Origin of the sequence: Methanobrevibacter sp. (genome assembly GCF_045646205.1) — an archaeon.
Taxonomy (GTDB): domain Archaea; phylum Methanobacteriota; class Methanobacteria; order Methanobacteriales; family Methanobacteriaceae; genus Methanocatella.
The window spans coordinates 1-14,643 of record NZ_JAZRKF010000060.1; the positions used below are offsets into that span (position 1 = coordinate 1).

Here is a 14,643-nt window from a genome sequence, read left to right on the forward strand (position 1 = left end):
CAGACCTACTTAATTCTTTAGTAATGAAAGTAGCAACACCATCCACAATAGGAGCATTATAATAAGCCAAATTCACCAAAGCACTAACATTACCAGTAGCATCCTCAAAACCAGTAATAACAACAGTAGCATTCTCACCAACATAAATAGGTTCAGCACTACCACTAAGATTCAAATCCTTCTTAGCAGGAGCAGGCAAAACAGTAATATTCACAGAAGTAAATGCAGCCTTATACAAATCATCTCCTAAATACAAAACATAAGCAGTAGCAGACCTACTTAATTCTTTAGTAATAAAAGTAGCAACACCATCCACAATAGGAACATTATAATAAGCCAAATTCACCAAAGCACTAACATTACCAGTAGCATCCTCAAAACCAGAAATGACAACAGTAGCATTCTCACCAACATTAATAGGTTCAGCACTACCACTAAGATTCAAATCCTTCTTACCAGGAGCAGGCAAAACAGTAATATTCACAGAAGTAAATGCAGCCTTATACAAATCATCTCCTAAATACAAAACATAAGCAGTAGCAGACCTACTTAATTCTTTAGTAATGAAAGTAGCAACACCATCCACAATAGGAGCATTATAATAAGCCAAATTCACCAAAGCACTAACATTACCAGTAGCATCCTCAAAACCAGTAATAACAACAGTAGCATTCTCACCAGCATAAATCGGATCAGCACTACCACTAACATTCAAATCCTTCTTAGGTGTATCTCCCAACACACCCTCCTCTTCACTCGCACAAAGTGCAGAGGATAAATTATCATCAGTATTTCCTAAAACATTATTGTCATTAGATACACTATCTAACGCAAACGCATCATTACTTTCGATGTTGACTGATTCATCAATAGATAACACATCACTATCATTAGCATCAGCAGCACTTGCTGATGAAATAAATACTAACGAAATTAAAAATATTGACAAAACAATCAAATATTTATTAGATTTCATAATTTCATCTTAAAATACTTATTTTTAATAATATATAATTAAAATTACTTAACTAACAAATAATTTAATTATGATTAATAATTTGAAATTATTCACTATTAAATTTAATGATTTTGTTTAATTCCTAGAAAACTTTTCAGGAAAGTTTTTATTATCTGAAATTATTTAATAACATAGCATATTCTTAAGAATTAATGTTTTGTTCTTAGATGATTCTTTATGAAAAAACTGTATCCATTACACACAAAAAATATCGACAAATATAACTTCAATTAAATTGAATATATCCTAATTAATTCAACCACTTGTTAACAAATCAGCCAATTAAAATCATCAGACAATTAATTAACAAAGACTGATTAATAAAAAAAGAAAAAGTAAACTTATTGATGTACGAGTAACCAGTCCATGAAGTCAATTTCGCCAAAAGACAATTCTTTCTGGCCATTAATGACATCCATAAGAATTGACACTGCTCCACCAACATCCAAATCACTGACATCCAACTCATAAACATTGTTATCATAAATGTCCAAACTTTCAGCCGAACAAACACCCATGGCTTCAGCTTCCAGGTTTTCATTGATTTTAGATGAAGAATAATCCCTTAAAGCCAGCCTTTCTTTTAGAATTTCCGGCCTGCACCTTAAAACAATTAATTTATCGGCACCGGAACATAAATGAGACAAATGACCTTCAACAATCAGGTTATCATGTTCAGAAATAATCTTTAAAAGCAAATCGTTTAAAGCATCAATATCAATGATTTTATAGCCTTTATCCTCATCAATACCCAAAACTAAATTGTTAGAAATAGCTAAATCATTAATTTTAACTAATTTCCAATTTAATTTTTCAGATAACTTTTCACTGATAGTGGTTTTCCCAGTACATGGAGTACCACTGATAAAAATAATATTAGACATGGTATCTATTTTTTCAAGATGATTCTTAAAACGTCTTCGTCTTCCAAGACATGGTCCGGCCCGACTTTTTGACCCGGGAATTTAACTGATGTTCCCCATACCTTTGCATGACGGAAGTTCTTAACGAATTCTCTGTGCAGCTTTCCACATGCGTCAATGACCGTAGAGCCTTTTTTAATAACCAACGGATCTTCCATATCCGCTTTTCTTCCCTGTGGCTTTAAATAAACACGCACCAAATCCAGATTATCGAATATTAAATCCTTAAGCTCATCGATATTGGTTTTTTTATCGGCAGAAATCGGAATGAAGTCCGGAATATATTTTTTAAGTTCCTCGAGATAATTTTCATCAACCAAATCCACCTTATTCAATAGAATCAACATTGGAACATAGGATTTATTTCTATCCAGCACATCAATGAACTGATCCATCGTTACGTCATCCCTGAATAAGACATCTGCATTGTGCATTCCATACTCATTAATGATGGATCTTATTGTTTTTTCATCCAAATGAGTTAAAGGACATGTTGATGAGACTTTGACACCGCCAAGTTTTTTTCTGTTGACAGTTACATCAGGAGGATGTTCATTTGGCCTGATACCGATGTTTCTTAATTCGGTTAAAATAACATTCAAATGCTGTGGATTTAAAGTATCCAGAACAACCAAAATCAAATCTGCTGTTCTTGCAACAGACAATATCTCTTTACCTCTTCCTTTACCGCTGCTTGCTCCAGTGATAATTCCCGGAATATCAAAAACCTGTATCTTAGCGTTTTTATGTTCCATAACTCCCGGAACAATATCCAAAGTTGTAAACTGATAAGCTCCAACTTTACTTTCAGCATTGGTTATTTCATTCAATAATGTGGACTTACCGACAGAAGGAAATCCGACAAGAACGACTGTAGCGTCTCCGGTTTTTTTCATGTGAAAACCCTGACCTTTGTGGCCAGAACTGCTACGTTGAAGAGATTCCTCTTTTAATCTTGAAAGTTTAGCTTTTAATTTACCAATATGGTGTGAAGTAGCTTTATTATATGGGGTTTTTTGAATTTCCTCTTCAATATCTTTAATCTTATCTTCAAGACCCATTAAATCACCATATTAAAAAAAATATAAAAAAAGAGATTGGAAATTATTCCAATCTATCTACTTGTTGTATTGGTAGAGCCTGAACCTCCACCTGCAACAGTATTATTAAAGTTTACTTTCCATAATGATACACCGTTTTCCATGTGAACCATTTCATATACGTTTTGGTTTGCACCACCCAAGAGATATAATTGAGTGAACATTGAATTGGCTAACTTGTTATCAATCAATATTGGAGTGTATACATTTTTCTCACCCATTAAGAATAAGGTGTAGTTTGCATTTTTGACGTCTCCAACAGATTCGTTTTTAACTAAGTATCCGTCTTCAATTACCATGATGTTAGAAATGTTCAATGGGTTGTATGGAGTACCATTAATGACAATTCCACTATTGTTATATGTATTTATTGCCTCAGTGTATGCAGTGGTTGAGTTGTTACCTTGTCCTCTTTGAATAACTGCATTTACAAGTAAACCTGACTGGTTGAGTAAAGCCAATTTACCGGTTGTACCAGGTTCAACAGTTACCTGTTTGGTAGGAACATAATAGTTGTAGTTTTGAGAACTTTGATTTTCAAAGTTCCAGTCACCGAAGTAACTCCACCAACCAGCTTTTTGAAGCATATCTGAACTTGCAACAAATATTACTGGACGTGGATTTGCAGGGTGAGTACCATTAACAACTTCAGCTGCTTGTTCATTAGTTAAATGATAAGTGTTAACTAAAGTGTTTGTAGCATTTTCAGCAGTCATTGGTAAAATCTCTTTAAGGATATCGGTAGTTTTACCATAATCGCCTGTGTAATTATATAATGCTTGCTGAGGTTTAGTACCTGAAGTATCCAACATTCTGAAGATACCTGCAGAATATTCCAAATCACTTGTGGTCATCGCCTGACCCAGCCAGAATGCACGGTCTCCTGACTGAGAACCTCCATCGAATGTTACTTGTCTGTCAGCAGCAATCTCAAAGAGGTAACCGAAGTCCCACCAGGATGTAATTACAGTACTGTTATCAGTATTTTCATTAATCCAAGTCATTGAATTCCACATCGGATCACTAGTACCCGGAACTACCTGATTTGAAGTAATGTAAGCTCCACAAACGGTAGGTGATACCAATGCAAGAACTATTAATACTATAGCAATATATTTCTTGATAGGAATGCCAGTATTATCAGCAGATTTGTTCTGTTTTAAAACATGGATTGATGCTAAACCAATAGCTAATAATACAATTAATAATATTAAACCATAGATTAAATTGATTTGGGTTAATGGATAAGCTGCAAGAGCAGCACAAAGAACTACAATAACTGTTAACCATTTATCATTGTTTAATCTGTTTTTAATGTAATCAGTAGCGTAACCTATGAAAATACCAGTCATTAATCCGAAAGGTAAAACAATGGTAGTAATAAATCTTGAACCTCTAGTTACAGCTAAAATTGTAATTAAAGTCCAAACTAAGAATAAACAAGCATATAATATTGTTAAACGTTTAGTTTGAGAAATTTCATCTTGAGTACTACCAAAACTACTTAATTGACCAAGGGACAATTTGAATTTACGATTATCATCAAGCTTTTTAGAAGCAGCAACCCTATCAGCTTTGCTTGGTTTTCCTAAAACTTCTTTTTTAGGAGCAGTGATTTTTCTAAGTTTTAATACTCTGGATACTAACACATACAATACAATTAAACCAGCAAACATTACAGAGATTCCACCCATACCGTTAACTACACCATTAGTGTTAGCTAAAAATGCTGAACCCATACCTGCACCAAGCAAGTTAGGCATTTGCATCTCTGCAACAGAAATAAGTACGTTAGGGAAACCACCGACTACCCTAGCAGTAGATTGCAGGGAAAGTAAGCTGAGTAAACTGTTAAATATACCGAGTACACTGTCAACACCTCTGAAAACAGCAAGACCAACAGCACCGATTACTAAAAGTAAAACTATTGACAAGAATTCTTTCTGATGTATTAACCACACTATTTTGTTCGAATATTGACTTTGATCATCACTACCGCTATTAAATATAATACATGCAATTAAGTATACTACTGCAAATATTCCCATCATACCTACGTAAAAGATATAACCAGTCCATGAAATTGAAAACAGACCTATTGAAATAATAGATAAAATTGCATAAATTACTTTTAAAACTAAATTGTCTGTTCGTATACATTCAACAAAGAAGAATATAAAGAACAGGGAGAATATGTAATAAAACATATCCGTATCGAAAAATCCTGGGAATGTGTGCGCAAAGTAGTTTGGAGCTAAAGCAATAATCAGTGTTGCGGCAATTGCACCATAATCATTAGTTAATCTGCGTGCAAAAATGAAAGCCGGAATAACCGCCAATGATGCGATAATTGCACCAGTCCAGAATGCAACTTCCCTAACACCGTGAGATCCAAAGAACTTATTGGCCATGTCATGCATGAATGTCGTTATATATACAATACCCAGTTCATAATCAATTATATTACCATCAGGGGCATACCTATGCATATCCCTCTGTGTACCATCACCGTTATCTATATCTCCAACAAAACCATGATCTATATAATCTTCTGTTAACCTTAAGTTATAATATGAATCCATTTCACTAAAATAAGGAAGGCCAGAAGAATCAACATAATCCCCTTTAATTTCATTAGGGAGAATATTGAGATCAGCTGCAGGAGCTCTTAATGCAAAAACAACAGCTAAAAGAATCAAAATAATGATTACAGACTTAGCTACTGTTATCGTTGTTTCTCTATTCATCAAAATCCTCTATTTCAGTTTATTTATTTAAATTTAAAATTAATTATAAGAGTAATTGAACAATATTCTTAGAATATACATTTATTAATGTAAAATTACTAAGCAATCCCCCAGGTTCTAGGGTTCACAATAAAACTAAATTAAATTTAGTTATATGATTAATAATGCTATTTAATTTAAAAAATTAAATTTTCGCATTCGGATAAAAATATCAACAATTATTGAAAATATTTTTATTAATGTATATATATTATTTTTAACATTATTAAGTATTTTGTATTTAATGCGAAATTATTAAAAATTAAGAGAAATTGAAAAAAATTAATTTTTCAAAAAATTATTTTTTAAGTTTATATTTAAGCTCATCCAATGCACAGGTAAACCTGCATCTAGGAAAACCCTTACATCCGACAAAATCCCCATAACGTCCGGAACGTTTAATCAAATCCCTTCCGCAATCAGGACACTTACCGAGAACTTCGATTTGCTCAGGTTCGAGATGTTCCTTACCGCAATTGGAATCAAGACATGCATGCTTAGGAGGTTTGCTTCCAAATGAAATAATAGGCAAACCGCATTTTTCACATGTTTTTTTAAGGAAACGTGCACCTTTAGGAATTGAATAAGTATTGTTACATTCAGGATAATTGGAACATCCTACGAAATAACTTTTATTTTTAGGAGAATATCTTTTAATAAGATTTCCGCCGCACTTACACTTACCGACAATATTACTTTCCTGATAGGCGTCATAAAGTTTGGAACCGATTTCTTCGGTGTTTTTATCTATGTCGACTAAAATCTCTTTAACATCCTTTTCTCCTTCATCGATAACACTGTCTTTGGTAGTTTCCTCTTTATTAATACCCTCCAGTTTATCTTCCAGATCCCTGGTCAATTCCTCACTGGTGAGATTATTACAATAGCTGCTTAGAGTATCAATAAGATTTTTACCCAGCTGATTAACTGAAATCTTATTTCCATCTATGTATTTACGATCATATAGCTTGTCAATGATATCAGCACGGGTAGCCTTTGTACCAAGTTCTCTTTTCTCCAGTTCTTTAATTAAAGAAGCCTGATTATAACGTGCAGGAGGCTTGGTTTCTTTTTCATCAGAAATAAGCTCCTTAACTGACATGGAATCCCCTTCCTTAATTTCAGGGAACTTTTCATCATCAATTTTTCTAAACGGATAATGTTCCATCCAGCCTTTATGAGTAACTCTTCTGCGTCTGAAACGGAATTTTTCACCTTCAATATCCAAGGTTGTGCTCATTGTTTCGAACTTAGCTGCCTCGAAAAATACTGCGATGAACCTGTAAACAATCAAGTCATATATTTTCTGCTCATCTTTTGATAATCCTGAAGGTAAAATTCCGGTAGGGTGAATAGCAGGGTGTGCCTCATCATCCTTTCTACCATTGTTAGGTTTTAATTTTGCAGGCAATTGGGAAATATGTTTTTTATATTCCTCATTTTTAGCCAATTGTTTGAAAATAGAAGGAAAACCTAAACTTTCAGGCAATTTTTGAGATGAAGTACGTGGGTAAGAAGTATAACCTGAACTGTAAAGGTTTTGAGCAATAACCTGAGTTCTTTTAGGAGTAAACCCGAATACATTATATGCTTCAGACTGCAAACCGCCTAAATTAAATGGAACTGGAGGTCTGGTCTTTGAATTGGAAATTTCAATGCTGTCTACAGTGGCGTCTTTGTCCTGACATTTAGCAAAGATTTCTTCAGCCCTTTCACGGTCAAAAATATTTCCGTCAACATGCTTGATTTCAATATCTTCAAAATCCAAAATGGCTCTGATGACCCAATATGGTTCAGGGACAAATTCCTCAATTTCCTTTTCACGATCAACCAAAATAGATAGTGTAGGTGTTTGCACACGACCTACAGACAATTTTAAAAATCGTTTTTTGGATTTGCGAACCGCATTTGAAAGTGCAATGGAAATGTTCATTCCAAAATAATAATCCAAAATATGACGTGCAATACCGTTGTCGACCTGGTGCATGTCTATATTGATTTTATTTTCATAAGCTTCAACAATATCCTTTTTAGTTAATGTAGAAAATTTCATACGAGAAGCTTTGGATAAAGATTCTTCTCCACAAGCATATTTTAAAGCATTGTATCCGATTAAAGTACCTTCAACATCATAATCGCAAGCATGGACATAAGAGTCAGCACCTTTACCAAATTTTTGGATAGCTCTAACATAATCACGAGTGTATCCGCTGGTTTTTTTATTTACTTCATATGCCGGTGCCCAGTGCAGGTTGAATGAAATGCTGCTTTTTGAAGTATTGGGAATTAATGAATATAAATGACCTACACCAGATAAAACAGTAATATCTTTTGAATCTCTGTTTAATGTCCAATATTTAATTTTTTTATTGTATAAATTTTTTTTAGCTTTAGAAGATAATGCTTTAGCTATTTTTTCAGCAGAACTAGGTTTCTCACAAATAATTACTTCATGCATTCTAACAGTTACCCCATACAATTTTTTTCAATTAGATAAAATATAAAATAAATTATCATATATAAAAATTTCTAAAAAAAATTTAATTGAAAATTATAAATCTTCCCTATAGAAAGAATAAAATTCAGCACAATAATCGCAAATAGGATATTTACCATTACGATAATAAGCCAATTCTGAGTTATTCATGTCAAATTTCTTACCGCATAAAAAACAGGTTTCAATTTTTTCTTCAGACATGTTATAACCTCTTAAAAAAAAAGTAAAAAAATATAAATTAAAATTATATTTAATTTATATTATATTTTTGTAAAAGCAAGAGCTCTTCAGTAGATAATTTTCCACCTTGTTTGAATTTTTCAAAGATTTCTTCAGCTCTTTCTTTTTCTTCACGATTTTTATTTGAACCAGAAGAAGGTTTCTTATCAGATCTTCTTTTTCTAGGTTTACCAGAACCTAATTTTTTATTGATAACGTGAATGTCGCTTAATACAGCTTTAAATTCTTCATGTTTTGCAGAAGCATTGTTACGTGCTTCGATGAATTTTTTATGAGCTTCGTCAGCTGCGGTTCTGATATCATCAGTTTTTCTGAAGTAAGTTAACATTTCTTCGTGAGCAGCCTGTGCCTTTTCAGAGAGTGTGATAACTTTTTCGTGCTCTTCTTCAGATAATTTTCTTAATTCCTGAGCTTCTTCTTTAACTGATTCATCTTCTTGAATATCTAATAACTGTTTTCTTAAGTCATTAGCGTTTTTAACAAGTTGATTTTCTTTTTTGATATCCAAAACGCGAGTTTCGATAATTTTATCAATTTTTTTGATTTCATTTTCGATTTTTACTTTGTCACGTTTACCAGAAGACCATTCGAGATTTTTAATCTGATTGTTTGCATCATTACGAGCTTTTTTAGCTTCTTCAACAGATTTATTAATCTCATTACGTTCATTTCTGAATTCAATAGCTTTGTTTAAGTTTTCTTTTAATGAAGCATTTAATTCATCACGGATTTTACGTTGTTCTTTAGCTATTTTGTTGAATTCTTCCCTTTCTTCAGCGATTTGAGCAATTTCTGCTTCTTTTTCATCTTTTTGTTTTCTTACACCTTCCATAGTGTCAGCAAGAACAAATTCAGATTTTGGAAGATCGTTTTTAGATTTTTTAGCTTCAGTTTCTTCTTCAGCGTCTTCAACTTCTTCAGTTTCAGTTTCAGACTCTTCAGCTACTTCTACTTCTTCAACTTCTTCAGCTTCAGCATCAGTTTCCTCAGCTTCTTCTGCTTCTTCAGTATCAGCTTCGGTTTCTTCAGCTACTTCGGTTTCTTCAACTTCTTCAGCTTCAGCTTCAGCATCTTCATTTTCAACAGCGTCGTTTTCAGTATCGTCAGTGGTTATTTGATTAAGAATTTCATCTAAGACTTTTGTTAAGTCTTTTTCGTCAACTACAACATCAGCTATTTCTTTTACGGAATCTTTTGCATTGAATGCAATACCGCAGCCAGCTGATTCAATCATGGAAATGTCATTTGCGCCATCTCCAACTGCAACTACTTCTTCTAAAGAAATACCTGCATCTTCAACATGGTCTTTTAATACATCTAATTTAGAACCAGATACTAAAGGACCAGTCACTTCACCAGTTAATTTACCATCTTCGACTGTGAAACTATTGGTATAGCATGAATCAATACCAAGTTTTTCTTTAACCTTCTCAGCCACTACATCAAAACTACCACTAATGATAGCTACATCAACATCTTTGTCTTTCAAACATGCGATAGTTTCACTAGCACCTTCCATTAAAGGAAGTTCGTCAGCGACTTTTTCGATATCTTCGATAGAGGTTCCTTCTAAAAGTTGGACTCTGTCTTTAATAGAAGTTTCAAAGTCTATTTCACCTTGCATAGCTTTTTCAGTAATTTCAGCTATTTCTTCTTCAACATTTGCTAATTTTCCTATCTCATCTATTGCTTCACCATCAATAATAACATTATCTAAGTCAAATACTACAAGTTTAATCAATAATACCACCAATTATATTAAATCTAGCTCACTTAATCTATCGTAAGCTCTTTCGACACCTAATTTAGCGTCGCTTTTTGTTTTTGCTCCAGTACAAACAACTTTACCGGATCCAAACAATAATAGCACAACTTTAGGGTCAGATAATCTGTATACTAAACCAGGGAATTGTTCCGGTTCATATTCAGTATCTTCAAGTTCTAAAGCTACTGCTTCTAAGTTTAATGTGGATTGCAAATTCGCAGAAGCCACAATATTTTGAATTTTAATTTCAAATTCATGAGGAATTTCAGTATCTACTGTCCTCATCAAATCTACAGTTTTTTTGATTGCCAATTTGGAATCATCTATAGATTTTGCCCCAGTACAAACAAGCTTACCGGAGCTGAAGATTAACGCTGCGGTTTTAGGATCTTTAAGTTTGAAAACTAATCCCGGAAACTGTTCACGATTAAAATTAACCCCTTCTAAAGCTTGGGACACATCAGTCAGGACAATATCCTTCCCAATGCTTGCGGAAGCTACAATGTTTTCTATTTTAATGTCAACATCGGTCAAATTAAAACCTCCAATTAAGTTTTTAAAAGTAGTAAGTAAAAATTAAGAAAACAAAAATTAAATTTTTACTAATAAAACTATTTCATTTAAATAGTATATAAAGTTATGTTTATTTATATATGCAAAACAAAAAAATTAAAATTTGAAAAATTTTAAATAATAAATTAATGGGGAAATTGAAATGATAGAAGTTGAAGTTAAAGCAAAAATTGAAAATTTTCAGGATATGGAAAAAAAGTTAGAAAATCTTGGTGCTATAAAAAGTAAAAAAGAATTTCAAGAAGATATCTATTTTAACAGCCCAATTGTGGATTTCGCAAAAACAGATGAGGCCTTAAGAATAAGAACAACAACAGAAAATAACGACACCAATATTTTTATAACCTACAAAGGTCCAAAAATTGATTCCAAAAGTAAAACACGTGAAGAAATTGAAATTACAATAGAAGACAGTGAAAAATGCAGTAAAATATTCGAGCATCTGGGATTTGTGAAAGTGAGAGCGGTCAAAAAAAACAGGCAGTACTATACTTATAAAAATTTTGAGATTAGTTTAGATGACATTGAAGGTTTAGACCCATATATGGAAATAGAAATTGCACTGGAAGATGGAAAGGATTATTCTGAAGCACAGGATAAAATATTTGAATTATTTAAAGAATTGGGAATCACCGACGGATTTGAAAGAACATCATATTTGGAATTATTAGAAAAATTATATTAACATTGACGAAAAAATACTATTATATTATAATAATTTATTAAAGAAGTGAGATAATTGCAATATTTTATAAGTCATTACAATAAGGAATGTGAAATAGCATTCCCTGAAGATTTTATTATATACGATACTACATTAAGGGACGGTGAACAGACCCCTGGAGTATGTTTTAGTCTTGAAGATAAATTAGAGATTGCGCGTAAACTTGATCAACTTAAAATCAACCAGATTGAAGCAGGTTTTCCAATTGTATCTGAAAGAGAAAGGGAAAGTGTAAGTGCAATAGCAAAAGAAGATTTGAATGCAGACATCCTTGCATTAACCAGGACAAAACCGGAAGATATTGATGCTGCTCTTGACTGTGATGTTGACGGTATAATTACCTTTGTCGGAACATCAGATATTCACCTGGACCATAAAATGCATATAACCCGCCAGGATGCAATCAATTTATGTGAAACCGCTGTTGACTATGCAAAAGACCATGGATTGTATGTTGCATTTTCCGCCGAAGATGCTACAAGAACAGACATTGACTTCTTAAAAAGAATCTATTCAAAAGCACAGGAATGTGGTGCTGACAGAGTCCATATTGCAGATACAACAGGAGCCATTACACCACAGGGAATCGATTATATGGTTAGAGAACTTGTAAAAGATTTGAATGTAAATATTGCACTCCACTGTCACAATGATTTTGGTCTTGCCGTTATAAACTCAATTACCGGAGTATTGGCAGGTGCAAAAGGTATTTCAACTACAGTTAACGGTATTGGTGAGCGAGCAGGTAATGCTTCTCTAGAAGAACTTATAATGGCTTTAAAAATATTATATGGAAAAGATTTAGGATTTAAAACAAAATACATTACAGAATTATCAAATATTGTATCCAAAGCAAGCGGATTGCCAATTCCTTACAACAAGCCTGTTGTGGGAAACAATGTATTCAGACATGAATCCGGAATTCATGTCGATGCAGTAATCGAAGAGCCATTATGTTATGAACCTTATGTTCCGGAACTGGTTGGACAGAAAAGACAGCTTGTTTTAGGTAAACATTCAGGCTGCAGAGCAGTCAGAGCTAAATTAAACGAATGTGAATTGGAAGTCAGCGATGACGAGCTAATTGAAATTGTAAGACAGGTTAAAAAATCAAGAGAAGAAGGCAAATACATTAACGATAAGGTATTTAGAGAAATCGTTAAAAATACAAAAGGCTAGATAACATGAACATTACTGAAAAAATCTTATCTTCAAAGGCAGGACATGAAGTGACTCCAGGAGAAATAATAGAAATCCCGGTTGATCTTGCAATGTCTCACGACGGAACTTCCCCACCTGCAATCAAAACATTTGAAAAAGTAGCGGATAAGGTTTGGGACCCGGAAAAAATAGCAATTATCTTTGATCACAATGTTCCGGCAAATACCATAGGATCAGCAGAATTTCAAAAAGTTTGCCGTGATTTTATAAATAAACAGAAAATAAGTCACAATTATATTCATGGAGAGGGAATATGCCACCAGGTGGTTCCGGAAATGGGGCTGGTTGAACCCGGAAAGGTCATTGTTGGTGCAGATTCACACACATGTACCTATGGTGCTTTTGGAGCATTTTCAACAGGAATGGGGGCAACAGACCTGGCAATGGTCTGGGCAACCGGAAAAACATGGTTCATGGTTCCATCAGCAATAAAAATGGAGATTACCGGTGAGTTAAACCCCTACATTGCACCCAAAGACATTATTTTAAATATAATTGGAGAAATCGGAATTGCAGGCGCCACATACAAAACCGCCGAGTTCTGCGGTCAGACAATAGAAAACATGGGCGTTGAAGGAAGAGCAACCATGTGCAATATGGCAATTGAAATGGGTGCTAAAAACGGTATAATGGAACCCAATAAGGAAGTGATAGATTATATCTGCAAAAGAACTTCCAAAAAAGAAAATGAATTGAACATTGTTAGATCAGATGAAGATGCCGTTTATGAAAAAGAAATGCATTTTGATATAAGTGATATGGAACCTCAAATTGCCTGTCCGAACGACGTGGATAATGTGAAAAATATCTCAAAAGTTGAAGGAACCTCAATAGACCAATGTTTAATCGGTTCCTGTACAAACGGCAGATTATCAGATTTAAAAGATGCATATGAAATATTGAAAGGACAGCAAATTAACGATAATATCAGATTATTGATATTGCCTGCATCCCGTGAAATATACAAACAGGCAATGAATTTAGGATATATTGAAGCTTTTATTGATGCCGGAGCCATAATATGTAATCCCGGATGCGGACCATGTCTTGGTGGTCACATGGGTGTATTATCCGAAGGCGAAGTTTGTATATCCACAACAAACAGGAATTTCAAAGGTAGAATGGGAGATCCGAAATCTTCAGTTTATCTTTCAAATCCAAAAGTTGTAGCTGCTTCAGCTATTGAAGGAGTTATAACTAACCCAAAAGATTTATAAGTGATTTATATGACTAAATCAAAAAATGAAGCAAATAGACGATTGATAGATAGGATTAATGAACTCGAAAAAGAAAACGACATACAACTATCAAACACTCAAAAAATACTATTAACTACCGACGGTTCAATTACAGCAATCTTGGATGTGCTGTACGGCAAAATAAGTTTGTTCACTATAGACCAACATTTTGAACCTGCAGACGAATTTCATGCAAAACTTGTGGAAGTGGGCGAAGGTGAAAAAATTAACTTCAGAGAAGTTATAATGCACCAGGGCGGTAAACCGTTAATTTATGCAATATCCCACATCCCATTATCAAGATGCAGCGAAAATATGTGCTCAGATTTGATTAGGGCAGATATACCGATTGGAAGAATCTTGAAAAACTACAATATTGAATCAAGAAGGGAAATTAAATACATTTACATAGAAAAACCAAATGCCAGATTGGAAGAACTGTATAACACAGATGAGGACATGTTAGCTCGTGAATATGTCATCATCAGCGGAGAAGAAATTCTAATGTGGATTAAAGAAGTATTCCCAATTTCCTATTTTACTGAAATATAGGTGATT

12 protein-coding genes are annotated in these 14,643 nt (G+C 33.6%); 4 read left to right on the forward strand and 8 right to left on the reverse strand.

Annotated features, from left to right (window positions below):
• The 8 genes from ACKI44_RS10180 to ACKI44_RS10215 all read right to left on the reverse strand — a co-directional run.
• Positions 1-976: hypothetical protein (locus tag ACKI44_RS10180; RefSeq protein WP_407424032.1), on the reverse strand; the 976-nt coding region annotated here is incomplete at its 3' end.
• A gap of 383 nt (positions 977-1,359) precedes the next feature.
• Positions 1,360-1,902, reverse strand: a complete 543-nt coding sequence (locus ACKI44_RS10185; protein WP_407424034.1) for an adenylate kinase family protein — start codon at positions 1,900-1,902, stop codon at positions 1,360-1,362.
• A 5-nt stretch (positions 1,903-1,907) separates the two neighbouring features.
• Positions 1,908-3,002, reverse strand: coding sequence for an OBG GTPase family GTP-binding protein (locus tag ACKI44_RS10190; RefSeq protein ID WP_407424036.1), 1,095 nt, complete (start codon positions 3,000-3,002; stop codon positions 1,908-1,910).
• A gap of 53 nt (positions 3,003-3,055) precedes the next feature.
• Entirely contained in the window at positions 3,056-5,788 is a 2,733-nt protein-coding gene (locus tag ACKI44_RS10195) for an STT3 domain-containing protein (protein ID WP_407424038.1), read from the reverse strand.
• Positions 5,789-6,125: 337 nt separating this feature from the next.
• Positions 6,126-8,285, reverse strand: a complete 2,160-nt coding sequence (topA, locus tag ACKI44_RS10200) for a DNA topoisomerase I (protein ID WP_407424040.1) — start codon at positions 8,283-8,285, stop codon at positions 6,126-6,128.
• 93 nt (positions 8,286-8,378) lie between these two features.
• Entirely contained in the window at positions 8,379-8,525 is a 147-nt protein-coding gene (locus ACKI44_RS10205; protein WP_198144379.1) for a hypothetical protein, read from the reverse strand.
• Between the two features lie 49 nt (positions 8,526-8,574).
• Entirely contained in the window at positions 8,575-10,305 is a 1,731-nt protein-coding gene (gene serB / locus ACKI44_RS10210; protein ID WP_407424042.1) for a phosphoserine phosphatase SerB, read from the reverse strand.
• Between the two features lie 12 nt (positions 10,306-10,317).
• Positions 10,318-10,863 (reverse strand): TATA-box-binding protein, encoded by a 546-nt coding sequence (locus tag ACKI44_RS10215; RefSeq protein ID WP_303737413.1) that lies wholly within the window; start codon positions 10,861-10,863, stop codon positions 10,318-10,320.
• Positions 10,864-11,044: 181 nt separating this feature from the next.
• Between ACKI44_RS10215 and cyaB the strand changes: the two genes are divergently transcribed.
• From cyaB to ACKI44_RS10235, 4 genes are read left to right on the forward strand one after another with little or no spacing between them, the layout of a single operon-like run.
• Positions 11,045-11,587 carry a class IV adenylate cyclase gene (cyaB, locus tag ACKI44_RS10220; protein ID WP_407424044.1) on the forward strand — a complete coding sequence of 181 codons (543 nt, stop codon included), beginning with the start codon at positions 11,045-11,047 and terminating at the stop codon, positions 11,585-11,587.
• 54 nt (positions 11,588-11,641) lie between these two features.
• Positions 11,642-12,805: a homocitrate synthase family protein gene (locus ACKI44_RS10225; RefSeq protein ID WP_407424046.1), complete on the forward strand. Its 1,164-nt coding sequence runs from the start codon at positions 11,642-11,644 to the stop codon at positions 12,803-12,805.
• Positions 12,806-12,810: 5 nt separating this feature from the next.
• Positions 12,811-14,064, forward strand: coding sequence for a homoaconitase large subunit (hacA, locus tag ACKI44_RS10230; RefSeq protein ID WP_407424048.1), 1,254 nt, complete (start codon positions 12,811-12,813; stop codon positions 14,062-14,064).
• A gap of 9 nt (positions 14,065-14,073) precedes the next feature.
• The gene (locus tag ACKI44_RS10235) at positions 14,074-14,637 is read left to right on the forward strand and encodes a chorismate--pyruvate lyase family protein (protein ID WP_407424050.1); all 564 of its coding nucleotides are present in this window, start codon (positions 14,074-14,076) and stop codon (positions 14,635-14,637) included.
• Positions 14,638-14,643 lie beyond the last annotated feature (6 nt).